This window comes from Demequina sp. (genome assembly GCF_049841215.1).
GTDB lineage: Bacteria > Actinomycetota > Actinomycetes > Actinomycetales > Demequinaceae > Demequina.
In genome coordinates this window covers 101206-125852 of record NZ_JASGEO010000010.1, presented here as the reverse complement: position 1 = coordinate 125852, position 24647 = coordinate 101206, and the positions used below count along the sequence as shown (strand labels likewise).

The window sequence follows — 24647 nt, the reverse complement described above, 5'->3', positions numbered from 1 at the left end:
GGATCAGTACCAGTTCTTGTCGAGGAAGTGCTGCCAGGCTCCGCACGGGGTGCCGTAGCGGCCCTTGACGTAGGCGAGGCCCCACTCGATCTGGGTGGCGGGGTTGGTGCGCCAGTCGTCGCCGTACTTGGCCATCTTGGAGCCGGGGAGGGCCTGGGGGATGCCGTAGGCGCCGGAGGACTTGTTGCCCGCGGTGGTGCGCCAGCCGGACTCGCGCTTCCACAGGTTGTCGAGGCACGCCCACTGGTCGCCTGACCAGCCGTAGATGTCCTCTGCCATTTGCTTGCCGAGGGCGCGGTTGGTGCCCTGCTGCGCGGCGGTGGTCTTGGGGATTACCAGTGTTCCCACGGAAATCACCTTGTCTGTGGCAGGCTCCACCACCACGGAGAGCTCTTGCTCGCGCGCAACCTCAACGCCGTCCTCGTAGGTGACCGTGTAGGTGACCAACTGGGAGCCGGCCTCGCCCTCTTCGAGCACCTTCTTCTCGCCCTTGAACGCGGTGGGATCCTTCTTGACCACCTCATCCGGCTTGAGGGTGACCTCTTCGGTCACCGTCGCCGTGGTGACATCGACGTCCTCGGCGGCTACCTTGTTCACCAGCTGGTCGGTGGACGCCTGGGCCTGCTTCGCCGAGCCCGTGATGGTGTCCGCGGCCGCAGACGCGAACGAACCCGCAGCGAACGCCACAACGGCGAACGTCACGCCGAGTTGGCGCGTCAGGCGGTTGCGCGCAACGTCCCTGTGACGCCGGTCACGGCGGCCGCCAGGCATTGGCGCAGTGCGTCGGTAGCTCAAGTGGTTCCTCACGTTGGCGCGCGACCTCGCCAGTCGCGCGCGCGTAATCCAGTTGTCTTTATCTCACATCGGTGGGGGGTGGCGCCAACTGAAGAGGTCCCAAATGTGGCATCAACCACACCTGCGCACCTACTTACCAGGGCCCATAGAGGGACTCCGAGTTGGCCGCAATATCAACGCACAGGGCGTCCAAATCGTCCCCACGGGCCTGCGCGAGCGTCCGCACGGTGGTGGCAACCTGCGCCGGAGCGTTCACCGCACCGCGGTGCGGGTGGGGCGTGAGGAACGGCGCGTCGGTCTCCACGAGCAGCCTGTCCCGCGGCGTCAGCGCCGCCGCCTCGCGCAACCCGGGCGCGTTCTTGAACGTCACCGTCCCCGCGAAACTCAGGTACCAGCCGCGGTCGAGGCACTCTCGCGCAAAGCCCGCGTCACCGCTGAAACAGTGCATGATCACGGCGCGCGGGGCCGTGTCCGCGTCCACCACGCGCAGCACGTCCGCGTGGGCGTCGCGATCGTGAATCTGCACGGGCAGGTCCAGCTCGCGGGCAAGCGCCAGGTGATCGCGGAAGGCTCGTTCCTGAGCCTCAATCCCCTCCGACCCGGTGCGGAATCGGTCAAGCCCCGTCTCGCCAATCACCCTGATCCGTGGGTGGCGAGCAAGCTCGGCGATCTGCGCGAATGCGTCCTCGTACGTCAGCCCCGAGGCGTGCGTGCCGAGCGCATGCCGCGCCGCGTCGTTTGGGTGCAGCGCCACTCCCCCAACCATCGCCGGATGCTCGTCGATCGCCGCCACGGTCCACCGGGCAGCCCCCACATCGCAACCGATCTGCACCACTTTGGTGACCCCAGCGTCGGCCGCTTCCCGCAGCAGCTGCGCGGTGGTGCGGGGGTTCTCCGCCTGCTCCCAGTCCAGGTGGGTGTGGTTGTCTACCACCGGCGCCGGTAGCGGCTCCGGGGCAGGCGCCCATTCGCCCGACGGCATGGCTGGCTTTGCCTACTCGCTCGCCATGCGCTCGAGTTCAGCCTCCACGATGTCGTCGTCGAGTTTGGTGAACACGGGGCTTGGGGCGGGAACCTCGGCGCCGGTGGCGATGGGGCGGCGGCCCCATGTGCCGTGCTGCGCGGAGTAATCGCCGTGGATGATCGGGTAGCGGCGGCCCTCGAGGTCAAGGTCGTCGACGTCCGTCATTTGCGGCATGGGAGCGATCTCGCCCGTGCCGCCGATCGCCTCGTGGACGCGCTGAGCGCTGTGTGGGAGGAACGGGGCGAGCATGGTGTTGGCGTCGCTCACGAGCTGGGTGGCGACGGCGAGCACCGTGCGCATGCGCTCAGGGTCCTCGGTCTTGAGCTTCCAGGGAGCGGTGTCCGCGAGGTACTTGTTGGCGTCGCCAACCACGCGCATCGCCTCGGCCACTCCGTGGCGCTGGCGCTGGCTCCCCACCAAGGCGCCCACCGTGGCGAAGCCTTGCTCGGAGGCGGCGAGCGCGGCCCTGTCCTGGTCCGTCAGATTCTCCAGGGCAGGCACCGTGCCCACGTTCTTGTGCAGCAGCGAGGCCGTGCGGTTGACGAGGTTGCCCCAGCCCGCGACGAGCTCATCGTTGGTGCGGCGCTTGAACTCGCTCCACGTGAAGTCGGCGTCGCTCGTTTCAGGGCCGGCCACCGCAATGAAGTAGCGGAGGGCGTCCGGCTGGTAGCGGGAGAGCATGTCACGCACGTAGATGACGTGGCCGCGGCTCGAGGAGAACTTGGCAGACTCCATGGTGAGGAACTCGCTCGAGACCACCTCTGTTGGAAGGTTGAGCTCCTTGAACTCGCTTAAGCCACCTCCGCGGGATCCGCGGCCGTTCGCCGCGATGAGTTCGCCCGGCCAGATCTGCGAGTGGAACGTGATGTTGTCCTTGCCCATGAAGTAGTAGGACTTGGACTCCGGGTTGTTCCACCACTCGCGCCACGCGTCGGGCTCTCCCGAGCGGCGCGCCCACTCGATCGATGCGCTCAGGTAGCCGATCACGGCGTCGAACCACACGTAAAGGCGCTTGTTGGGGTTGTCCTCCCAACCCTCGAGCGGCACGGGGATTCCCCAGTCGATGTCGCGGGTCATGGCGCGTGGGCGCACGTCCGCGAGCAGGTTGCGCGAGAAGTTGAGGACGTTGGGGCGCCAGCCGTCGCGCGCGCCGAGCCAGTCAGCGATCGCCGGGGCGAGCGCCGGCAGGTCAAGGAAGAAGTGCTCCTGATCCACGAACTGCGGAGTCTCGCCGTTGATGCGGCTGCGCGGGTTTTTGAGGTCGATCGGGTCTAGCTGGTTGCCGCAGTTGTCGCACTGGTCGCCGCGAGCGCCGTCGTAGCCGCAGATGGGGCACGTGCCCTCGATGTAGCGGTCCGGGAGCGTCCTTCCCGTACTGGGAGAGATCGCAGAGCGGGTGGTCTGCACCACCATGTAGCCGTTGGCGTGCACCGCCTTGAACAGGTCTTGCGCCACCTTGTAGTGGTTGCCGGTGGTGGTGCGGGTGAAGAGGTCGTAGCTAAGGCCGAGCGCGGTGAGGTCCTCGACGATCACGCGGTTGTAGCGGTCCGCGAGTTCTTGGGGGCTCACTCCCTCGTTCTCGGCCTGCACCAGGATGGGCGTGCCGTGCTCGTCGGTGCCGGACACCATGAGAACGTCGTGGCCCGCCATGCGCATGTACCTGCTGAAAACGTCGGAGGGAACGCCGAATCCGGCGACGTGACCGATGTGCCGTGGGCCGTTCGCATACGGCCACGCAACAGCAGAGAGGATGCGGGACATGCGCACAATCCTAGGGCCGCGTGCTCGGCGACCAGACGCCAAGGCCACCCCCGCGCCGCGATCGCCTCTCCACACAACGCGAATGCCTCTCCACACAAAACTTGTCAGTCAGCGACTCGCCGTAGTTCCGTTGAGCACACAAACTCGTCGAGACTCGCCTGTTTGTGTGGAGAGGCATTCGCGTTGTGTGGAGGGGTGCTCAGGGGGTTAGTCGTAGTCCGGGGCTGCCGGGAGGTCAAAGACCTCCTCGAGGGTCGCAATGTCCTGGTCCCTCATGTACTGCGCCAAGTCCACGCCGACGTATCGCCAGTGCCACGGCTCCCACTTGTAGCCCGTGATGTCCGTCTGGCCGTCTTGGTAGCGCTCGATGAACCCGTAGTCGGCGGCGTGCTTCACGAGCCACTTGCCCGCCTTGGTATCCGCGAAGCACTTCTTGAGGCCACACCCTGCGGAGAGGTCGTAGATGTCGAGCGCGAGGCCCGTCTGGTGCTCAGAGAATCCGGCCCGCGCGGAGAACGTCTCCGCCTTTGTTACCCCGTCCGAGGCCACGTACTGAGCGAACAGCCCCTTCTGGAAGTTGTACGAGCGGTACGCCGTCGACGCGCCAAATCCCGCGCCATCGTCGCGCGCAGCCGCGTACATCTTCGTGAGCGCCTTCGCCGCCTCGGAGGTGAGCTGCCCGCCGCCTGGCACGGAGAGGTTGGTGAGGTCATCGGGCGAGAACTCGAGCGGATCGAGCGGACGCAGCTTGTTCACCACCACCCACACGGACGTTGGATCGTCGATCGAATGCTCGGAGAGGTTGAGCCCCGGTGCGGACACCACGGGTGCCGGCGACGCGCTCGGCCGTGCCGTGGCGGTGGTGGTTACGGCCACAATCACGGGCTTTGCCTGGGGTGTTGCCTGGTCCCGCGGCTGCACGAGTGACGCCACAAACACCCCGGCCACCGCGCATCCCACGGCAAGCAACCCCGCAGCAAACCACCGCCACACTCCGCTCATTCGCGGCCCTTTGCCGCCACGATCGCCGCATAGAGCTCGCGCGCCGGCACCCCAGCAAGCGGGGCAAGATCGGCCGCCACCTCCTTGGCGCGCTCGCCGGTTTTCACCCGCCCGACGGCCTCGGCAAGGGCGTCGTCAAGGCTGAGGGCGGTGGGGGTTGCGCCAGCAACACACACGACGATCTCTCCCTTCACGCCGTCCGCGGCCCACGCGGCAAGGTCTGCGAGAGTGCCGCGTTTGGTCTCCTCAAAGGTCTTGGTGAGCTCGCGGCTCACGGCGGCGCGGCGCCCGGCGCCAAATGCCGCGACCATCGCGTCGAGTGACTCCGCGAGCCGGTGCGGCGCCTCAAAGAAGATCAGGGTGCGCGGCTCGCTCGCGAGCGCGGTGAGCGCTCGCGAGCGCTCACCGGCCTTACGCGGCAGGAACCCCTCGAAGGTGAAGCGATCCGTGGGAAGCCCACTCACGGCCAGCGCGGCGAGCACCGCGCTCGGTCCTGGCAGCACCGTGACCTCCACGCCAGCCGCAACCGCGGCCTCAACCACGCGAAAACCTGGGTCCGACACGGTAGGCATGCCAGCGTCGGACACAAGCAAGACAAAGGCGCCGCCAGCGGCTTCGGCGACCACGGCGTCGGCCCGCGAGCGCTCGTTGTGATCGTGCAGCGCAACGAGGCGCCCGCCGATCGTGATGCCAAGCCCACGCGCCAAATCGAGGGTGCGGCGCGTGTCCTCTGCCGCCACGATGTCGGCGGCTGAGAGCGCATCCCGCAAGCGGTCGGACGCATCGCCGAGGTTGCCGATGGGCGTTCCCGCCACCACGATGCGTCCTGTCATGTGGCAAGCGTGACACATGCGCGCATTAGGCTTCGCATGTGCTGAATACGGACGCTACGCGCTGGGAGTGGCTGTGGCGTTGGCGCGTGACGATCATGGTGTCGATCGTTGGCGTGGTCGCAGCGGTGCTTCGCTTTGGCGGACTGTCCTTCCCCAGGGCGCTCGTGTTCGACGAGGTCTTCTACGTGCGCGGCGCTTATTCGCTGCTCCACTACGGCTACGAGGCCGACTGGACCGGGGACAACGACTGGTACGAGCAGGGCGACTATTCGGGCCTCGCAAGCACGGGGGACTTCGTGGTTCACCCCATGGTGGGCAAGCTCCTCATCGCCGCTGGTATGAAGACGTTTGGCAACAACCCCTTTGGGTGGCGGTTCAGCACCGCGATCCTTGGCGTTGCCACGTGCATCATCGTTGCGCTGATCGCGCGCCACCTGTTCCGCTCCACGCTGTGGGGAGGCGTCGCCGGCATCCTCATCGCGATCGACGGCATGTCGATTGTGCTGTCCCGCACAGCACTGCTGGACAACTTCCTCGCGTTCTTCGTGACCGCGGCATTCGCCCTGATCCTCGCGGATCGCGCACGGATGAAACGGCGGGTGTTCGCCACAGCAGCAGCGGAACGGCAACGGCTTGGCCTGGATCCCTACGAACCCATTCCCGGTTGGGGACCCCGCACCGGCATTCACTGGTGGCGCTGGCTCGCCGTGGTGATGCTTGGGCTCGCGATCGGCACCAAGTGGTCCGGAATGTACTTCGCGGCAGCGTTCCTCATCCTGTCCGTCATCTTCGATTGGGCGGACAGGCGCCGCGCAGGATTCGAGCGCTGGTTCCTCGGCGCTGGCGTGCGGGCGATTCCCACCGCGATCGGGTCCATCGCCCTCATGCTCGCGGTGTACATCGCCACCTGGTGGAACTGGTTTGCGACGAGCGGCTCGTGGGCACGCAACTGGGCTCAGGATCATCCCGGCGAGGGCGTGATGTGGCTCCCCGAGCCGCTGCGCTCGCTCGCGCACTATCACCGCCAGATGTGGGACTTCCACACCTCGCTCGTGTCCCCGCACAACTACCAGTCCAGCCCGTACACGTGGCTGCTGCAGTTGCGCCCAACGGCGTTCCACTTCCGCGATGTCGACGGCGTGGACTGCGGCGCCTCGCGCTGCGTGAGCGCCGTGACCGCACTTGGCCACCCGTTCATCTGGTGGGCCGCCGCGGCCGCCTTGGTGTTCGCGCTCTGGCGCGTGGTGCGCCACCTCGACCTCATGGCGCTCACGGTCTCGATCGGCGTGCTCGCGGGGTGGGCGGTGTGGTTGCCGTACTCGTACCGCACAATCTTCACGTTCTACTCCGTGGCGTTCGCGCCGTTCCTGATCCTGACGCTCACCTGGGCGCTCAGACGAATAGCACTGCCCGACGCTCTGGCCGGCAGGGAGGGCGCCGCTCGCTACTCGCGTGGCGGGGTCATGGCGGTGAGTGCGTTCCTTGGCGTGTGCTTGATCTTCGCCGGGTTCTTCTTGCCGTTGTGGACGGGGACGCCCATTCCGTATGAGTACTGGCAGATGCACATGTGGATCCCCAACATCACGTTTGGGGACCGGTTCAAGATCGGGTGGATCTAGGCGGGCGCTGGCACACGCGCGAACCCAGGTGTGCGCTCAGGTACGGATTCTGCACGATCACCTCTCCTGGATGTCGCTGAGGTACGTTTCGCTGGCGAGAGCTCGCGCGCAGGATCGCAGGAGTCGGATGTACCTGAGACACACATAGGAGCGGCGGCACTCCAGGATCTGTACCTGAGACACACATTCAGGTGAGATGGGGGGGCGGGAACTACGAGTCCCTGCGCTCGATGAGCCGCGACAGCACGATTGCTGACCGCGTGGAGTCCACTTGGGGGGCGAGCCGCACTCGCTCGAGGGCGATCTCGAGGCTCGCGATGTCGCGCGCACGAATCCGCACAATGGCATCCGCGTTGCCCGTGACGGTCCACGCCTCGACGACATCGGGGATCTCAACGAGGATTCGGGTGAGCTCACCGGGCGCCACAGTGCCGCGGCAGAAGAGCTCAACGTAAGCCTCGGTATCGCGTCCGTCCACGTCCGGATCCACCACGACGCCGAACCCGCGGATGACTCCGGTGGCCACGAGGCGGTCCACGCGACGCTTCACTGCGGAGGCCGAAAGCCCCACGCGCTGGCCCAGGTCCGCGAAGGTGGCGCGGCCATCGCCACGCAACAATTCGATGAGCCTGCGGTCGAGTTCGTCAACGCTCATTGCGTGCCTCTCTTTCGCCACCAACACCTGAATCTTGCGCCAGGGTAGCAAACTTCACAATAATCGCCAACAATTGGACAACACCTTGCATGGATTCGCTGTCATGCTTGGCCCATGACGAGTCCCCACGCCATTGACGCCCATGCCGCCTCATCGTCGGCCCTTGCCACCGGTATCGCTACCGCCACCGCTGAGCGCACGCCGGTTCCCACCACCGTGCTCATGTGCAGCCCCAGGTACTTCGACGTCCTCTACGCGATCAATCCGTGGATGGACCCCACGGTCCCCACGGACACCGCGCTAGCCGTCGAGCAATGGAACGAACTCAGGAACACGTACACCGACCTAGGCATTGTCGTGCACGAAATCGATCCCGTCGAGGGGTTGCCTGACATGGTCTATGCGGCAAACGGCGCCACCGTGGTGGATTCCATCGCCTACACCGCGTCATTCCGCTTCCCTGAGCGTCAGCCTGAGGGCGACGCGTACGCCGCGTGGCTCCGCGACCACGGCTTCCGCGTGGTTGAGGCAACCGCGGTCAACGAGGGCGAAGGTGACTTCCTCGTGGTGGGCGACGTCATCCTCGCCGGCACCGGGTTCCGCTCCACACTCGCGAGCCACCGCGAGCTCGCAGAGGTGTTCAACCGCGAGGTTGTGACGCTCGTGCTCGCGCGCCCCGAGTACTACCACCTCGACACCGCGCTCGCGGTGCTTGATGCCCGCCCTGGCCACGAGCAGATCGCCTATCTCCCGAGCGCCTTCTCCCCCGACGCCCGCGCGGAACTCGAGCGCCGCTACCCCAACGCGATCATCGTGGACGAGGACGAGGCCGCGATGCTTGGCCTCAATATCGTCAGCAACGGCCGCGACGTCATCATGCCCGCGCGCGCGGAACGCTTCGCCGAGGCACTGCGCGAGCGCGGCTTCAACCCCGTTGGTGTGAACCTCTCTGAGCTGCTCAAGGGCGGCGGCGGCGTCAAGTGCTGCACGCTCGCGCTGCGCTTCTCCGAGAACGAAGGAGACTGACATGGTCCACGTTGTTGACGTTCCGCGCATGGCGCGGTGGATCGCCTCGTCCGGCGCCGAGGCACGCATCGCGGGCATGGCCGCCCAGGTAGAGGCCGACTTCGCCAACTGGGAGAAGTTCGACAAGCGCCCCCGCGTCGCCGACCACTCCCCCAATGGCGTCATCGAACTCATGCCTACCTCCAACGGCGAGCTCTACGGCGTCAAGTACGTCAATGGCCACCCGATTAACCCCAGCCGCGGCCTGCAGACCGTGGTGGCGCTTGGCATCCTCTCCGACGTTGAGACCGGCTACCCGCTGCTCATCAGCGAGATGACCATGCTCACCGCGCTGCGCACCGCAGCCACCTCGGCGATGGCTGCCAAGCACCTTGCACGCCGCGACGCACGGCGCATGGCGCTGATCGGCACCGGCAGCCAGTCGGAGTTCCAGTCGCTCGGGTTCCGCGCGCTACTTGGCATCAACGACCTCGCGCTGTGGGACACGGATCCGGAGGCGCTCGTCAAGGCGGAGCGCAATCTCACGGGCTTGGGCTTCGACGTGCGTGTCGCCTCGAGCGCCGCGGACGCCACCCAGGGCGCCGACATCGTCACCACCTGCACCGCGGACAAGACGCTCGCGACCGTTCTGACCAACGCCATGGTCACCCCAGGCATGCACATCAACGCGATCGGTGGAGACTGCCCGGGGAAGACGGAGCTCGAGACGAGCATCCTGCGTCGCGCTCGCATCTTCGTGGAGTACGAGCCGCAGACCCGCATTGAGGGCGAGATTCAGCACCTCCCAGAGGGCCACGAGGTCACCGAGCTGTGGCGCGTGGTTCGCCGCGAGGCAGCGGGAAGGCTCTCGGACGAAGAGATCACGGTTTTCGATTCCGTGGGATTCGCCATCGAGGACTTCTCCGCGCTGTGCTACCTCAGGGACACGCTCGATGCCGACGTCGCGGACGTCGACCTCCTCGTCGCCCCAACCAACCCCAAGGATCTCTACTCGCTCGTCAACGAGAACCTGCCGGTCACTGCGTAGTGCGTCATGCTGCGTGTAGTCGCGTCATGCTGCGCGTAGTCGCAGTACCAGCCACAGCGTCGGGCCGTTGCCTACCGGCTAACGCGGCAAAAGCCGCTAGCGTTTGTGCTGAAGACCCGCGCGCTGGAGCGCGGGCTCAGGTAGGAGGAATCCCATGGCCAGCACAAACACCGTGAGCGTCGATGTCTTTGAGCTCGACGCCGCGTCCCTCGACAAGAGCGCGATCAACGCCGTCCGCGCGGCCTTTGGGCTCGTTGGCATCCTGGCGCTTGGGCTAGGAATCGCACTACTCGTGTGGCCCGGCCGCACCGTCGTTGTGGCCGCCGCACTCGTGGGTATCTACTTCGTCATCGCTGGCATTGCGCGCCTTGCGCTGTCGATCTTCAGCCGTGGACTGAGCGCAGGTCACCGCATCCTTGGCCTTCTGCTTGGCCTCATCGTGTTGGCCGCGGGCATCATCGTGATGCGCAACCTTGACGCCTCCGCGGCCGTACTTGTGCTCATCGCGGTGATCGCGCTCGGCATCGGCTGGATCGTGGACGGCATCATGGCGTTCGTGGAATCTGGCCGCGGAAACGGCGGCGGCTGGGGAGTCGCGTTCGGCATTTTCTCGATCCTCGCGGGCATCGTGGTGCTCGCGTGGCCCGGCATCACCGCTCTTGCGTTCGCAATGCTCGCGGGCATCACGCTGTGCATCCTCGGCGTGGTCGGCGTAGTGCGCGCCTTCACCTTTGGCAAGGACGCCAAGGCCGCGGCGTAGGCCGGGGCCCAAGGGCGCGGCGATGAGCGACAAGACCGAGGAGCAGGACGAGGTCCCCACGGAAGTCGCACTCGCCGCGCGCCTGTGGGTGTCCGACAAGAAGATCAGCGAACCCGAGCACGCCGCCTGGTACAGCCACTTCACGTGGATGGTGTTGCGCCGCATCGTGGTGGTGGGGGCCCTCACCGCACTTGGGGTGCTGATGGTGCTGCAGTTGCGGCACCTGCTGGGAATCCTCGTGATCTCGACGTTCTTTGCGCTCGCCATCGTGCCCGGCGTGAACTCGCTGCACCGCAAGTACGGGATGCGGCGCGGGGCCGCGGTGGGGATCGTGTATCTCATGGCCGCGGTGACCGTGATTCTGCTTGTGGCGGTGCTGATCCCCGCCATCGTGGAGTTCGCTGACCAGGTCCAAGAGAGTATGTCCGGGTGGATAGCGGATCTCAACGCCTGGACAACGGACACCTTTGGCGGTGCGGTCATCACCAGCCCCGGCGTGCAAGACAGCGCGGACGAGTTCCTCGCCCACCTTGGCTCGTGGGCTGGCAACGCCTTTGGGCTGGTGACGAGCGGCATCGGCTTCATCTTTGACGTCTTCACCATTGCCGCGTTCACCTTCTACATTGCGGCGGACTTCCCCCGCATTCGCGCAGCGCTCGCGTCTCGCATGACGCCGGAACGCCAGCGCGTGTTCGGCTGGATCACCGACCAATCCATCGAGCAGACCGGCGGCTACTTCTACTCGCGCTTGTTGCTCATGATCGTCAACGGCAGCCTCGGCTTCGTCGTCATGGTGATCCTCGGAATGCCGCTCGTGTATGCGATTCCCATGGCGCTGTTCATGGGCTTCGTGAGCGAGTTCATCCCGTTCATCGGCACCTACATCGGCGCCGCGATCCCCATCTTGTTGATGCTCGCCGTGCAGGGCCTCGTACCCGCGGTGCTGTTCTTGGTATGGGTGCTGATCTACCAGCAGATCGAGAACTACTGGCTCAGCCCGCGCTTCTCCTCACAGACGATGGAGCTCAACGGCGCCGTCGCATTCGGCGGCGCTATGGCCGGCGGCGCGATCGCCGGCCCCATGGGCGCCTTCATGGCGCTCCCCATTGCCGCCCTGATCACGGCTGTCGTCAAGAACGCGGGCCGCACCTACGCGGTGGTCATCGAAGACCTCGACGGGCCGGAGCTTGGCGACGGTCACGACGCCGATGTAGACGTTCGCGAGCACGCTCGCTGGCAGTTCTGGCGCAAGTAGCGCCTGCCCGACGCTGCGGACGGCTTAGGCCCCCAGCACGCCAAACGGCGCCGGTCCCCTGTCGGGGGCCGGCGCCGTTGCGCACTACGGGTTGGTTAGGACGTCGCGAGGATGTCCACCACGAACACCAGGGTGGAGCCACCGGGGATGGTGCCGTCCGAGGAGTCCTCGTCCCCATACGCGAGGTCAGACGGAATCACCAGGAGCACCTGGGAGCCAACGGTCTGGCCGGCGAGCCCCTTGACCCAACCCTCGATGAGGGAGGAGTCGGAGAGCACCGTGGTGAAGGTGCTGCCTCGCTCCCACGAGGAGTCGAACTGGGTGCCGTCCCACAGCCAGCCGCTGTAGTTCACGGTGATGTTGTCGCCCTCTTCCACCACGTCGCCGTCGCCCTTGATGAGAGGCTGCGCAACGAACTCGGTGGGCTGGTCGGTGTCGGGGATCTCGACGGACGGCTTGCCGTCGGCGTCGAGCGTGACCACGGGAAGGCCAGCGGGAGGCGTCACGGCCTCGCCGGTGGCACGGTCGAGCGGGGTGACGACGCCGGATACGGTGACGGCCATGATGACCGTGCTCGCGGGGTCGGTGGAGGCGTCAACGGCTGCGTAGAGGAAGTCGGTGCCCACCTTGGCGCCATCGAGCAGCTCGATGAGCAAGGGGTCAATCTGGCCCTCCACGAGCGACACGGCCTCAGGAGTTCCGTTCGCGTACGTCGAGTACGCGATGCTGCCGTCCTCGCCGGACGTGATCGTGTAGTCGAGCTGCGCGATGTCGCCTTCGGCGATGGGATCGCCGTCGCCCTCGTTGATGAGGCGGACCGCGGTGGTGTCCACGGAGAATGGCTGGTCAAAGGTCAGCGAAGGCACGCCGTCGGCGTCTTCGCTCCACTCGACCTTCTCGAGGGCGGCGTTTGCCTGCGCCTGCGCGGCGTCCCCGGAGGATGCGGTTGCCGAGGGCGACGCGTCGCCGTCAGCGGAGGAGCAGCCTGCGAGCACGAGCGCAGCAACGGCCGCGGCGGCAATGGACACGGACAACTTGGTCTTCACGCGAAAATCTCTCAGATAGTGATGTGTTCAGGCCCTGGCAGGGCCACACGGGGCTAACCGATGAACGTCCCCGAAGGTTCCCACCCCGCCAAAGTCCTTAGGAAACTGTGACCTTTGGCGTGAGGCAACCCCAAAATCCTAGCCGACCTACGCGAAACCGCGCCTCGCCGCCCACGGTGGGTGAGCGTCGGGCCGTGGCGGGAGCGAAAGTTACCGGACCTTTGCCGTGGCCTTGGAGGTCTTTGCCACCGAGGTGTAGCCGCTCTTCTTGCCCGTGACCTTGACCGTGATGGTCTTGCCTTTGTAGGACTTCGAGATCGTGTACGTGGACTTGGTGGCGCCCTTGATGGCCTTGCCGCTCGCGTACCACTGGTACGTCTTGGTGACGCCGGTGTCCCACGTGCCCACCTTGGCGGTGAGCTTGTAGCCCACCTTCGCGGTGCCGGAGATCGTGGGGGTTGGCGCCTTCACCAGCGTGCCGAGCTTGACCGTTGCCGTGCCTGCCGACGTCTTGGCGACCGTGGCGTAACCGGCCTTGGTGCCCGTCACCTTGACCGTGATCACCTTGGCGTAGGCACCCGACGTTGGCGTGTACGTGGCCGCCGTTGCTCCCGAGATCGTGGCGCCGTTCGCGTACCACTGGTACGTGAGTGTGGTGCCCGCGTCCCATGTTCCCGCGCTTGCCGTGAGCACCTTGCCCACCTGGGCGGTGCCGCTGATCGTGGGCACAGGGGTATCCGTGAGGTTGCCAAGTACCGCGGTGGTTGGCTGGGAAAGGGCCGACGCTGTGGCGAAGTTGACCTTGCTGCCCACCACGCGCACGGTGATGAGCGCGCCTTGGTCCGCGAGAGTCAGGGTGTAGGTGGCGGCGGTGGCGCCGTTGATGACCGCGCCGTCGCGAAGCCACTCGAAGGTGACGGTGGTGCCGTCTGTCCAGGTGCCCGCGGTGGCGGTGAGCGTGGAGCCCACCTGGGCGGTGCCCGTGATAGCCGGGGTGCCTGCCACGAGCACGCCGGGAACCGTGGACGTGGGCGCGGACGTGCGCGAGGTAGCAACGCCGCCCGCGGGGGTACCGGTAACGGTCACCGAGATGACCTTGCCGATAGCGGCGTCCGTTGGGACGTACGTGGCGTTCGTGGCGCCCGTGACGGGCGAGCCGTCTACGAGCCACTGGTAGGTGAACGCCGTGTCGTCGGTGGCCCACGTGCCCGTGGACACGCTCAGCGGCGCGCCCACCTGCGCGGAGCCCACGATTGTGGGCGTGGTCGCGACCATGCCCGAGCGCTGCGCGGCCGTGAGGGTCACGGGGATGCGGGCAAGGAGGTTGGAGGCGGTGGGGCTGCCGTGGGCGCTCCACACGATGACCTCGTAGTTGCTGGCCGCTTGGAGCCGCGCGGGAGATGCGGTGAGGCCCGCGACGAAGTCGCCGTCGATGACGCTTGCGAGAGGCACGAACGTGGCGCCGTCTTGGCTGGCGCCGATCGTGACAGCGGAGATGTTGGTGCCCGCGTCGATGAGCACGGCGTAGACGCCGGCGGCGGGCTGGCCGCTGCTCGCGTTGGGAAGGGTGGTGTAGTCCTGCCCAGAGACCAAGAGTGTGAGGCCCTGAGTGGTGTTGAGCACCGCCACCGCGGTCTTGCGGCCAATCGCGGCGGTCTGCGCCGAGGTGCGGGACACGGGGTGGTCACCAATCGAGGTGGCGGTGACGGAGATCTTGGCGCCCAGTTGCGCCTTGGTGGGCACAAAGGTGGAGCCGGTGGCGCCGGAGATCTCTGCGCCGTCGGCGAGCCACTGATACGTGAGCGTCGCCGAGTTGGCCCACGTTCCCGCAGAGGCGGTGAGGGTGCGGCCTACCTGGAGGGTGCCGGTGACCGTTGGCGTGGTGGCGACCATCTGTGCGCGCTGATCTGCGGAGAGCGTCACGGGCATGCGGGTGATGACGGTGGTGGCGGTGGGGTTGCCCCGCGCGGACCAGATGAGGATGTCGTAGTTCGCAGAGGCGCTCAGCAAGGTCGCGGGGGTGGACAACACGGTGGTGAGCGAGGTCGCGTTCTGGGTGTTGGTGCGGTACTCGGCGTCAAGGTTGTTGTTCAGCGAGGTGACCGACGTACTTGGTGTGGTGCTCAGCACCAAGGCAACATAGACGCCGGCCGGGGGCTCGCCGTTGGTGGGGAGCGGGAGGCCGGTGTTGTAGTCGCGGCCCGTCACGGTGAGCGTCAGCCCGTTGGCGGTGTTGGTGACCGCGATCCAGGTGCCGCGGGTGACGAGGCCTGTGGCGGCAGAGGTGCGCGCGACGGCAGCGCCGTCCACGGGGTGCACCGTGGTGGTGACCGTGATGGCCTTGCCCAGTTGCGCGGTGTCGAGGTCGAGGATGTCCTCATCGGCGCCGGCGATGGCGACGCCATCCGCGAACCACTGGTACTCGATCTCAAAGGCTTCGCCCCAGGTGCCACCGGGGGCGGCCGTGAGCTCCTCGCCCGTCATCGCGTTACCTGCGATCGTGGGCAGGCCCGCGAAGAGCTCGGCACGCTGTGCGTCTGTGATCGTCAACGGCACGCGCGCGAGCACGGTGTCCGCGGTGGGGTTGCCGTGAGCGGACCAGATAAGGACGTCGTAGTCGCCGTCCACCTGCAGAGAGCTCGCGGGGATCGCCGCGAGGTTGGAGTTGAGGCCGCCCGCGAGCGCCACGTTGGGAACAAAGATGGTGCCGAGGCCGCCGCTGCCCATGGTGATGTCAGCGAGTTCGGCGTTCGCGTCGATGACCGCCGCGTAGAGGCCGCTTTGGGTGGCGGTGCCCGGGGGAAGCGGGGCAAGGTAATCTGCGCCAGCTACGTGCACCACAAGCCCGCTCGTGACGCTTGCCACCGTGGCAGTGGTTTCACGCGAGACCCTCGCCGTGGGGTTCGAGGTGGCGGTGAACGGGTCGCCCTCCTCCGGGGTGGCCGTGGCGGCGAAGGTGATGGTCTTGTCCAGTTGGGCGGTGGTGAGCGCCAGGGTCAGCTCGTCGGCATCGTCGATCGCCACGCCATTGGCGAACCACTGGTAGGTGAGGTCAAAGAGTTCAGCCCACGCGCCCGTGACCGTGGCGGTGAGGGTCTCGCCGGGCATGGCGATGCCAGCGACCGTTGGTGCGGCGGAGAACAGCTCCGCGCGCTGGGTGTCGGTGATCTCCACGGGCACACGAGCCACCGTGGTGTCGTCGTTGGCCACGCCGTGAGCGGACCACACGAGCACCTCGAAGTCGCTCTCTGCGGGGAGAGTGCTTGCGCTCGCGGTGAGCGTCGCGGAGAGCCCCTCGCTCAAGGCCGCGTTCGCCACGAAGGCCGCGTCGTACGAGGCGCTGCCCATGCCAACGGAGGATGCCTCAGCGCCCTCGTCGATGAGCGCCACGTACACGCCAGCGGCCGGGCCGGTGCTCGAATTGGGAAGGTCTGCCTCGTAGCCCGTGCCCGCGACGTCGACCGTCAGCGTGCCAGGCTCCACACTCGCGGTAGCGGTGGTGGTGCGGTCGTCTGCGTGCGCCGCGGTACCGGTGGCAGCGACCAGCGCCGCGACCACTGCGATGGTGACCGTGCGCGCGAGGATGCGCGGCACGCCTCCCACTCGCGACGTTGCGATTGAGCTGTGCATGTTTCCCTCTTTCCGCCCTGCCCTCAGCGCTACCGCAGGGAGGCGCCAGCGGCGATGCTATGAGAGCACGCAACGTTTCTCAAGGCCCGCGTTGCCTACTTCACACGGGCATGTCCGGCCTGGCAGGTCCCGCACCGGCGAAAGAAAACACCCCGCCCTCCGTGGGGAGAGCGGGGTGTCTTTGGTGGACCTCTCAGAGTGTGACTCGAAGAATTGGCTACCCCTGTTGCAGCCAGCCGCGGCGCCGGCCTGTCCCCCGGTTGAGGCCACCAAGGTGCCTCAGCGCCAGCACCACCTGTCCCCTGAGGCTCAATTGGAGGTCGTTTCGGCCTACGCGTCTGGCAAGACGATGAATGAAGTCGCACGCAGCTTTGGGCTCCACCGCTCAACGGTGGTCGCGATCCTCGAGCGCCATGGCGTCACCCAGCGACCACGGAACATGGCGAAGGATCAGGCGGAGCAGGCAAGGACGCTCTACGAGGCTGGCCACTCGCGAGTAGAAGTAGGTGAGCGTCTCGGGTTCAACGCCCAGACGATTGCGAATCGTCTACGTGCGCTGGGGGTTCGGATTCGGCAGCCGCACGAGCTTTCTCCTGCTCGACCAGATACGTCGCAAGCTGCACGACCGCGCGGGCGAGAAGCCGCACGTCCGGCTCCGCTCGTACTTGGAAACCGAGCGTGAAGTCCGTCGAGTTGCGCCGCTTCACCGGCCCCGCCTGCTGCCTTTTGGCGATCGCGGTTTCTCTGACTTGTTGCCAGCGCCGGAAGGCCTTGCCAGCCTGCTGCGGCAGCGACGGGTTGAGCGCGGTGATCTCCTGGCGGTAGATCAACAGCTCCTCGCGGCCGTGCCGCTCATGGTGCAGATAGAAGTCGAACAGCGCCCACTGCTCCTGAGGCTCGAGCAGAGCGAACGACCGACCACCCCGCAAGTACTCGTCCCGAAGGGCGTCGTAGTTTGATAGGTAGGTCTGATCCGTGAGACGTGGCATTGCTGCGCCTGACTATGCGCCAAGTCGTTCAGCGGGTCAATAGTTACCCCGAGTCGAGATCCGGAACTATTCGGCTGCGGTCTCCGGAATGCCCAGTACGAGCTTCGAGCAAGCATCGCGGACATACTCGGGGACCGAGTCAAACTTCCGCGGGTCGAGTTGCATCAAGTACTCGTTTTCGATGTGATACGACTCATTGATGAACTTCATCAGCGCGTCGTCAGTAGGCACCGACCCAAGCTTTGGCTCAAGTTCAAGCACCATTCGGGTGATCTGTAGCCGCTCGTAGCTGGCGTCTGAGTCAACGAACTGCTGGCGCAAGACCTGCAAATTCCTCCGGTCTTTCACCATGCGGTCGTAGTCATAACCAGGTATGTGTTTCGTAATCAGCGTGCGCGCCTCTTCGAGCACACCGCTCTCGAGGGCTGAGCCCAACTTGTCTGTAGGCACCTCTCTACCGTGGAGAAGATTGGAGAGAACCGCATAGGCGGCGTCCGAGTCACCCGTCACCTCCAGGAGGCGGCGTAGGTAAATGCACTGAATGAGTTCGCTCGTGGAAGTCTCGAGGTTCCGTCGACATATATCCGAGAAGCTCTCAACATCAGACCTTGCGACTGGTTGCTCGGTGACCGTGCCGATCTTGGAGTGCAGAAAGTGGGCGACAGGCTCGGCGCCTTCGAAGTGTCGCTTCGTCCCAGTTACGAGCATGTCGATCACGGGTTCGATGTCGTGAGTGAGGAGGAGGGTGGTTGAGCCCCGTAGCCCTTCGCTGCCCTTAAAGAGGCGATGGAAGATGGCGAACTTCTTGCTCTTGTCGAAGCTGGAGACGGGATCGTCCAGGACAACGAGGTCCGGCTTGTCGTGGCGTACTTGGTGCATGAACAGGACGAGCGCGAATGCGTTTCGCTCTCCGTAGCTCAAGTGAGTGGCCGCGTTGGAGATGTGACCAGTTGCGTCGCGATGCTCAAGGATCATCCGGTAGGAATCTCCGGCGGCCTCGATTCGGACCTTGTAGAGGTACCCAGCGGACTCCAGGAACTCATTGATCGACCGCTGGTTCGCCTCAATGAGCTTCTTCACACGGGCGCGCTGTGTTCCGAGCTCACGCTGGATGTCGTTGATCTTCGTGCGCGTATCAGTCACCTTTGCGTTGACTACGTCTACGACAGTCTGCGTCGCCTCGGAGTCCAGATGAGCCAAGAATTTCAAGTTGATGGTGAGTGTTCCAAGTTGGGCCTCGATATCATCCACATCGCGAAGTGTCGAGAAGGACATCTCGCGAAGCGCCGTGAGCTTACTGAGAAACGTCTCGACCTGGTTGTGCAGCTCCACTAGGAACGCGGACTGCTCAACCGTCGGGTCGTCGAGAGATCCCGTCACTTCTTCAAGGAGCGCGAGGGATGTCGGAGAGAAGTACTTTCCGAGCCGGCTTATTGCACTGCGAAGCGCAGTCATGTTCTTCACCAGCGCAGACTCATAGACCTCCGAGACCTTGCGAGCCTTCTGTTTGTCGACGTTTGGAATCGAGCAGAAGGGGCAGTTGTCTGAGACGTCGAGATATGCCTTGCCGCTTGCTTGCCAGCGAACCCACTCGGCTGGGCTCTCACCCCGGATGAAGCCCGAGTAGCCGACGAGAGGCTCAGGAATGTTGGCGAGGGCACCTCCCACTGCCAGCGCCTTGAAGCCAGTTGACGCCCGGGACAGTGTTCCTGTCTTCGTGACCGCGAAGGCTTTGTGCAGCGTGTAGAGATCACCGATCGCATCAGTGAACTCTGCTTGGTCGTTCAGCGCCTCCTTGAGCTCCTTGAAGAGAGTTTCGATCTCAAGGAGACCGGCCTGGAACTCGTCGGTGTTGATGAAGATCTCAAAACTGTCTTGGACGACTTCATCCGCCTTAAAAGCGAAGCCAGATACGTAAGCCTCATCAAAGGTCAACACGGTGCGAATATTGTCAGCTCCGGTAACCGAAGGCTTAGCGGTTGAAGACTTGTCGCCCCGAAGCTTGAACGGCAGAAGTGTAGTTAAGTCACCCTCACCACCCATGTTGAGGGTGAGCGCTCGGGCGATGGTGCTCTTACCGACCCCGTTGGAGCCGTACTTGATGTTCAGCGCCGACTTTCGGATTGAGAGAGTGGCCTCGTCGATGCTGTTGCAGCTGCGAATCACGATGCTGTACTCAGTGACTGGCTCTGTCATGGTTTGACTAGACCGGTTACCCTGGTCGCCCTCAGCTTCCTCAGCCGCAACTTGCGTGTCGGTCATTTCAGTCTTCCCCCTTTACCTGAGCCTCATTATGACAGCGTCAAGCCACAAAGTCCGTAGTCAAATCGACAACACCATCGGTACACGTCACCCCTGGCACAAACGTCGCACAATAGCTGTACCGACGACGGCACCCGCCAGCTCCAACAGGGAAGCGCTCCTCCTGTTGCGCGCTTGACGCCAACCGCATCACGCCTGCTAGAAACACAAAAAGACTCCCATCGGGAGTCCTTGTAGTCTGTCGATTGCGCTAATAGTAATGATAACCATTAGCATTATGGTGGACCTCTCAGAGTGTGACTCAAAGAATTGGTTACCCCTATTAGCTGTCGGCACGGAGCCAGCCGCTCCCCCGGTTGAGGTCACCATGACGCCCCAACGCCAGCACCACCTCTCACTCGAGGCGCAACTAGAGGTCGTGCGGGCGTACCAGGCAGGAAGCACGATGAACGACGTTGCGCGCACCTTTGGCCTCCACCGATCCACGGTCGTAGCGATCCTTGATCGCCACGGCGTTACCCAGCGCCCTCGGAACATGACGAAGGATCAGGTACAGCAGGCAAGAACCCTCTATGAGGCTGGCCACTCGTTGGTTGAAGTGGGCCAGCGTCTTGGCTTCAACGCCCAGACGATTGCGAATCGACTGCGGACTTTGGGTGTTCGGACTCGGAAGCCCCATGGGGGATCTGCTGAGCGACTTTGATGCGTGCGAGCGAACCACTGGTGCAATGAGACGCCAGCATCCTTGTCCGGGGTCCCGCTTGGCGGCGAACGAGCTGTCCGTCGCTCTTGCCCGCAAACTGGCGTCGCGGATGGCAACCACGCTTCCCGCACTGAGCGTCCATCATCGCTAAACTGGCGCGGCGCGGTGGGGTACAAGTTGGTGTTGCTAGCGACAACGTCAGGAAGGCCAACATTGCCGTTCACACACGGTATCACTATCCTGTCGTGGAACAACGGAGCACGAAACCACGGTTTGGGGGTAGCGGTGATCGAACGCTTACGGAGCGTCTGGAATAGATACCGAGAGTGGGCCGTTGAGCACCCGATCCGCAACCGACTTGCGGTATTTGGTGGTTTCGGCAACCTTATCGCCTTCTTCCTTGCCGTGATCGTGCGGCCCAAGCAGCTTCAGACCCCCGTGATCGTTTCCTGCGCGGTAATCGTGATTGTCGATGCCTTTGCGACGCTTGTCGCGCTCTGGCTTCGCAGCAATGACCTCGCAAGAGAATCTGCACGTTCAGTTCAACGTCTGGCCGACCTCGAATCCGACCTGGAGTCAATGCGTGAATCGACAAGGAAGAGTTCGGTGGCGACGCGATATCTCGCGATGAGTGCTATTGCTCACCAGAAGCGAACCCCTGAACTCTACAGCTTCTTCTCTCATGAAGAAGAGGTCAAGATAGCGGCAAACGGAGATGCCATAGTGACCCGCACTTATGGTATTCAGGTTGGTAATAGCGCACCACTCGATATTTTCTGGGCGCGAACTAGGGCTTCCGGCGGCGAACTAGATGAACGTGCGATTGAGTCCATTCAGGTGACTGCGACTCTCGTAGATGACAGTGGAGAAAATGCCGTTGATATTGGCACCTTCCCGTACATCGACGGCGGCGCGCTCTACACATTCATCCATCTGGGGAGCGAATACGGACCTGCCTCCCGCCTAACGGTGCGGATTGTCTGGAGGTGGCCAGGATTGTTTGCCTCCTTCGCAGGAGGAGAACCCGAACTTCGCAAGAAGACATTCAGTAGAAGTGTCGAGAGGGTTCAGTCGACCGTAATACTCTGCGAAGAGCTTTCGGACCGAAATCCAGTCGTTTACGCTAAAGACCCTCGCCACAAACCGACAGAAACAACATCAAAACACAACGAGAAAATGTATACTGTCGACTTGAGTGGCATCCGACAGGGCGACGTGATTTCCTACCAAATGCAACTAAAAAGTCGCCTCTAGCTCAGTTGCTTTCGGCGACTTCTTAGTTCTCTCTGGGTAAACTAAGATTCATCTTCTTCGAGTCGGGTCATGTCGTCCTTCTTTCATATCGTTACAATTTCCTAACCCCTCATATTACTCCCTTCTCGGCCAAGGGTCAACGTTCGCGGGCTAGTATCAAGATACGTCGGCAAGGCATCAGGCGTGGTGCACCACGCCACGAACGGTCCGTGGCCGCGTCCCGCGGCTTAACGTGCCCGTCAGCGGTCGTGAAACATGGCCACGGCACAGGTAGAGCAGGCAAGAACCCTCTTTGAGGCCGGCCACTCGTTGGTCGAGGTAGGTGAGCGTCTTGGCTTCAACGCCCAGACGATTGCGAATCGTCTGCGGGCGCTGGGGGTTCGGATTCGGCAGCCGCACGAGCCTTCTCCTGCTCGACCAGATACGTCGCAAGCTGCACGACCGCGCGGGCAAGTAGCCGTACGCCCGGCTCCGCTCGAACTTGGAAACCAAGTGTGAAGTCCGTCGAGTTGCGCCGCTTCACGGGCGCGCCCTGCGCCCTCTTGGCTGCCCTCACGTCTCGGAGCTGTTGCCAGTGCCGGAATGCCTTGCCGGCCCGCTGCGGAAGCGACGGGTTAAGCGCGCTGATCTCCTGACGGTAGTTCAGCAGTTCCTCGCGGCTGTGCCGCTCGTGATGCAGACAGAAATCGAACAGCGCCCACTGCTCATGAGGTTCCAGCCCCGCGAACGACCGACCACCCCGCAAGTACTCGTCCCGCAGGGCGTCATAGTTCGATAGGTAGGTCTGGTCCGTGAGGCGTGGCATAGCTGCGCCTGACAGTGCGCCGAGGGTGTGGATGAGTCAAGAGTCGGTTCGCGCGCCCATCACCCACGGTAGAAGGTCGGAAGGCGCATGGTTGGCCCCCGCCCCAGTCGTCCAACTGCGGAGCATTGGGGGCACGACACGTCAGCCCGAGGATCTTCCGGGTGGTACTCGCCAGTGCGAGGATCATGTCTGGTCCATCCGAACTCAACTCGTTCGAGCAGTCCCGTCACAGCCATCAAGAAGCCGTTGCTGGCCATTGCCGCCGATATCGCGTTCATGGTGATCACGCTCGGTGCAGGGACATCGTCCTCATCAACATATCGTTGCCGCCGGCGCGCCTCCGGATCGAGAGCTTCTTCCTGGAGACGGCTGCTGTTGATGAGGCCATTGCAGTAGAGGCATCCCTTACCAGGTATGACGGGCCGATGTACGGCAAAGACATCAAGTATTTCGCCTGTCGTCTTGTCTACTTGAATCTTGACTCCCATTTGTACCCCTGGAATGAGGTATTGGTGAACCATGGCGTTGAAGACGAGTCTCGACTGCATGGAGTCTGCGGCGAGGAAGATGTAGTCGCAGTCCAGGAGGTGTTGCGCTGCTTGTGGTTCCATGACGCTCAAGGCGAGCGGCGTTACAACTGTGGAACTCGCTTCACGCGCGTGACGCTTGGCGATATGCACCTTAGTTTCCCGTAGACGCTCAAAGTACTTGCCAATCCGCCCAAGGCGCCGACTGGTGAGGAGAGGTCGCGTATCGCGAACCTTGCTTCCCACAACACGCGGCAGGTTCGATGATTCGATGAGGTCCGGATCGACAATCACTACCTCGCGAACTCCGAGTCGCGTCAGGTGCTCGATGATGATCGAGCCGGCACCGCCGGCACCGATGACACCGACCTTCATGCGGCCAAGGATCTGTTGTCCGCGATCGCCAAACAGTCGCGCCTGACGGTCAAAGCGTTCATCGACCGACGGAGGTAGCGGTTCAGGGTGCGGCCTCAACACTCGTAGGGTGTCGCCCGCGATGACCATGGTGTCTAGTGGTTCGCGCCGCCCGTCACTAAACCAAACGTCACCCGCGACGGCCTCCCTCGCGAAGACCAGCGCACCGACAGGCGGGCCGTCGACAATGTCTCGAAGTGCGGGATAACCGCGGTCGTGCGAGTTCATGTCGGTCTGCGAGAAGCGAACTGTCGTGGAACCGCCGTGACAATGCACGGCGAGATAGGCCATTTTCAGGTCGGCGCACTCAAGGATGCAATCCATCACGAAGTCAGCGGTCAGCATGCGATAACCAAGTTCCCCTGGCACGTAGTCGATACCGTCGGCCGCAAGGAATAGACGGTGAGCGAGAAGTCGCACACCTCTTTCAGTCTCGAGCACCGAAGCGGCAATCACCGCACCATGCTCATCGCCGTCGCCTGGGAAGAGATGAGCGCGGAGCTCGGCTTCGAGGTCTTCGGAAATGTGTAGTGACACGCTCATGATCGCGTCTCCAACCAGTGCATCACCTTAGCGAGCTTGAGTGCGGCTGTGTCCACCGCGGGGTCAAGGTGGTTCGACCTACGCGAGATTTGGATCGCAAGGATCTCTTCATTGGCAAACCTGAAATTTCCCACCGAGGATCCTTCACCCATCGGGGTGTCGTCGTCATGGGACGATCCGACGATGCGTACTGCAGGGTCGATGAATTGCGGATAGACGTCGGAGACCGGGTAGGTGACCGTGATCTGGAATTTCATCCAGGTCTCTCGCTGGGAGTACTGAGCGCCGAGCGGCACACGGTCAAGCGACACATACGCTCCACCGTCGCCGTCCTCGACGACGGTGATGGTCGCTTCAGGAAATTGGTCTTTGATCTCTGAGATCGCAGCTTCGATTTCAGGTGTCACTGCCATCACGTGCCCCTACGAGTTGTCGTCACCCGACGTCGCGACGAACTCTGAGCCTTCCTTGACTCCGACGGTGTCGCTGTCGCCGATGATCTTGCGCTTCTTGTTCTTGATCTCCGCGAGCTGAAAGCTCAGCTCGATTGCAACGCCAGCGCTGATCGCCGCTTGCTTGATTTCGAGCCCCGTCATGGAGTGGTCCGACACTGGGACGTGCTTCTTGTTGACGATGATGTCGAAGCTCTTCTGGGGCTTCGTTGCGGCTTCCTGGGCCATGGTCTACCTCCTTGTTGATTGCAATTTAGACGATTGC

The 24647-nt window shown here is 64.0% G+C and carries 22 protein-coding genes; 7 read left to right on the top strand and 15 right to left on the bottom strand.

From position 1 onward, the window contains the following. Nucleotides 1-3: 3 nt before the first annotated feature. From QM618_RS04120 to rsmI, 5 genes are all read right to left on the bottom strand, one after another. Nucleotides 4-771: a G5 domain-containing protein gene (locus QM618_RS04120; protein WP_428095191.1), complete on the bottom strand. Its 768-nt coding sequence runs from the start codon at nucleotides 769-771 to the stop codon at nucleotides 4-6. Between the two features lie 157 nt (nucleotides 772-928). Next, complete coding sequence (locus QM618_RS04115; protein WP_428095190.1) at nucleotides 929-1777, bottom strand: TatD family hydrolase; 849 nt, start codon at nucleotides 1775-1777, stop codon at nucleotides 929-931. Nucleotides 1778-1789: 12 nt separating this feature from the next. Then, nucleotides 1790-3580, bottom strand: a complete 1791-nt coding sequence (gene metG, locus QM618_RS04110) for a methionine--tRNA ligase (protein WP_428095189.1) — start codon at nucleotides 3578-3580, stop codon at nucleotides 1790-1792. Nucleotides 3581-3787: 207 nt separating this feature from the next. Continuing rightward, complete coding sequence (locus QM618_RS04105) at nucleotides 3788-4582, bottom strand: D-alanyl-D-alanine carboxypeptidase family protein (protein WP_428095188.1); 795 nt, start codon at nucleotides 4580-4582, stop codon at nucleotides 3788-3790. After that, entirely contained in the window at nucleotides 4579-5415 is an 837-nt protein-coding gene (gene rsmI / locus QM618_RS04100; RefSeq protein WP_428095187.1) for a 16S rRNA (cytidine(1402)-2'-O)-methyltransferase, read from the bottom strand. Before rsmI ends, QM618_RS04105 begins: the two co-directional genes overlap by 4 nt. A gap of 38 nt (nucleotides 5416-5453) precedes the next feature. On the opposite strand from rsmI, the gene QM618_RS04095 reads away from it, so the two are divergent. Then, nucleotides 5454-7034, top strand: coding sequence for a dolichyl-phosphate-mannose--protein mannosyltransferase (locus QM618_RS04095; RefSeq protein ID WP_428095186.1), 1581 nt, complete (start codon nucleotides 5454-5456; stop codon nucleotides 7032-7034). Nucleotides 7035-7245: 211 nt separating this feature from the next. Here QM618_RS04095 and QM618_RS04090 read toward each other — a convergent pair whose 3' ends face one another. After that, nucleotides 7246-7689 carry an Lrp/AsnC family transcriptional regulator gene (locus tag QM618_RS04090; protein WP_428095185.1) on the bottom strand — a complete coding sequence of 148 codons (444 nt, stop codon included), beginning with the start codon at nucleotides 7687-7689 and terminating at the stop codon, nucleotides 7246-7248. A 114-nt stretch (nucleotides 7690-7803) separates the two neighbouring features. Between QM618_RS04090 and ddaH the strand changes: the two genes are divergently transcribed. The 4 genes from ddaH to QM618_RS04070 all read left to right on the top strand — a co-directional run bounded on the left by ddaH (nucleotide 7804) and on the right by QM618_RS04070 (nucleotide 11757). After that, entirely contained in the window at nucleotides 7804-8715 is a 912-nt protein-coding gene (gene ddaH, locus QM618_RS04085; RefSeq protein ID WP_428095184.1) for a dimethylargininase, read from the top strand. Nucleotide 8716: 1 nt separating this feature from the next. Further along, nucleotides 8717-9742: an ornithine cyclodeaminase gene (locus QM618_RS04080; RefSeq protein WP_428095183.1), complete on the top strand. Its 1026-nt coding sequence runs from the start codon at nucleotides 8717-8719 to the stop codon at nucleotides 9740-9742. A gap of 154 nt (nucleotides 9743-9896) precedes the next feature. Continuing rightward, complete coding sequence (locus tag QM618_RS04075) at nucleotides 9897-10502, top strand: HdeD family acid-resistance protein (RefSeq protein WP_428095182.1); 606 nt, start codon at nucleotides 9897-9899, stop codon at nucleotides 10500-10502. Between the two features lie 22 nt (nucleotides 10503-10524). After that, the gene (locus tag QM618_RS04070; RefSeq protein WP_428095181.1) at nucleotides 10525-11757 is read left to right on the top strand and encodes an AI-2E family transporter; all 1233 of its coding nucleotides are present in this window, start codon (nucleotides 10525-10527) and stop codon (nucleotides 11755-11757) included. A gap of 95 nt (nucleotides 11758-11852) precedes the next feature. On the opposite strand, the gene QM618_RS04065 is transcribed toward QM618_RS04070, so the two are convergent. The 5 genes from QM618_RS04065 to QM618_RS04045 all read right to left on the bottom strand — a co-directional run bounded on the left by QM618_RS04065 (nucleotide 11853) and on the right by QM618_RS04045 (nucleotide 20363). Beyond that, nucleotides 11853-12803: an FKBP-type peptidyl-prolyl cis-trans isomerase gene (locus tag QM618_RS04065; RefSeq protein WP_428095180.1), complete on the bottom strand. Its 951-nt coding sequence runs from the start codon at nucleotides 12801-12803 to the stop codon at nucleotides 11853-11855. A gap of 210 nt (nucleotides 12804-13013) precedes the next feature. Next, the gene (locus tag QM618_RS04060; RefSeq protein WP_428095179.1) at nucleotides 13014-16433 is read right to left on the bottom strand and encodes a beta strand repeat-containing protein; all 3420 of its coding nucleotides are present in this window, start codon (nucleotides 16431-16433) and stop codon (nucleotides 13014-13016) included. 521 nt (nucleotides 16434-16954) lie between these two features. Then, nucleotides 16955-17422 carry a hypothetical protein gene (locus QM618_RS04055; RefSeq protein WP_428095178.1) on the bottom strand — a complete coding sequence of 156 codons (468 nt, stop codon included), beginning with the start codon at nucleotides 17420-17422 and terminating at the stop codon, nucleotides 16955-16957. A 66-nt stretch (nucleotides 17423-17488) separates the two neighbouring features. Further along, the gene (locus QM618_RS04050; protein WP_428095177.1) at nucleotides 17489-19684 is read right to left on the bottom strand and encodes an AAA family ATPase; all 2196 of its coding nucleotides are present in this window, start codon (nucleotides 19682-19684) and stop codon (nucleotides 17489-17491) included. A 409-nt stretch (nucleotides 19685-20093) separates the two neighbouring features. Further along, nucleotides 20094-20363, bottom strand: a complete 270-nt coding sequence (locus QM618_RS04045; protein WP_428095176.1) for a hypothetical protein — start codon at nucleotides 20361-20363, stop codon at nucleotides 20094-20096. A 309-nt stretch (nucleotides 20364-20672) separates the two neighbouring features. Between QM618_RS04045 and QM618_RS04040 the strand changes: the two genes are divergently transcribed. Further along, a complete protein-coding gene (locus QM618_RS04040) occupies nucleotides 20673-21641 on the top strand; it encodes a hypothetical protein (protein WP_428095175.1) in 969 nt (322 codons plus the stop codon). 337 nt (nucleotides 21642-21978) lie between these two features. Here the strand turns inward: QM618_RS04040 and QM618_RS04035 are convergent, their stop codons facing one another. Together QM618_RS04035 and QM618_RS04030 are read right to left on the bottom strand one after the other, a co-directional pair. Continuing rightward, entirely contained in the window at nucleotides 21979-22446 is a 468-nt protein-coding gene (locus QM618_RS04035; protein ID WP_428095174.1) for a hypothetical protein, read from the bottom strand. A 59-nt stretch (nucleotides 22447-22505) separates the two neighbouring features. Next, nucleotides 22506-23732 (bottom strand): ThiF family adenylyltransferase, encoded by a 1227-nt coding sequence (locus QM618_RS04030; RefSeq protein WP_428095173.1) that lies wholly within the window; start codon nucleotides 23730-23732, stop codon nucleotides 22506-22508. Between the two features lie 57 nt (nucleotides 23733-23789). Between QM618_RS04030 and QM618_RS04025 the strand changes: the two genes are divergently transcribed. Continuing rightward, nucleotides 23790-23918 carry a hypothetical protein gene (locus QM618_RS04025; RefSeq protein ID WP_428095172.1) on the top strand — a complete coding sequence of 43 codons (129 nt, stop codon included), beginning with the start codon at nucleotides 23790-23792 and terminating at the stop codon, nucleotides 23916-23918. 8 nt (nucleotides 23919-23926) lie between these two features. Here the strand turns inward: QM618_RS04025 and QM618_RS04020 are convergent, their stop codons facing one another. Both QM618_RS04020 and QM618_RS04015 read right to left on the bottom strand, forming a co-directional pair. Beyond that, the gene (locus QM618_RS04020; protein WP_428095171.1) at nucleotides 23927-24343 is read right to left on the bottom strand and encodes a hypothetical protein; all 417 of its coding nucleotides are present in this window, start codon (nucleotides 24341-24343) and stop codon (nucleotides 23927-23929) included. A 9-nt stretch (nucleotides 24344-24352) separates the two neighbouring features. Next, complete coding sequence (locus QM618_RS04015; RefSeq protein WP_428095170.1) at nucleotides 24353-24610, bottom strand: multiubiquitin domain-containing protein; 258 nt, start codon at nucleotides 24608-24610, stop codon at nucleotides 24353-24355. Nucleotides 24611-24647: the final 37 nt, after the last annotated feature.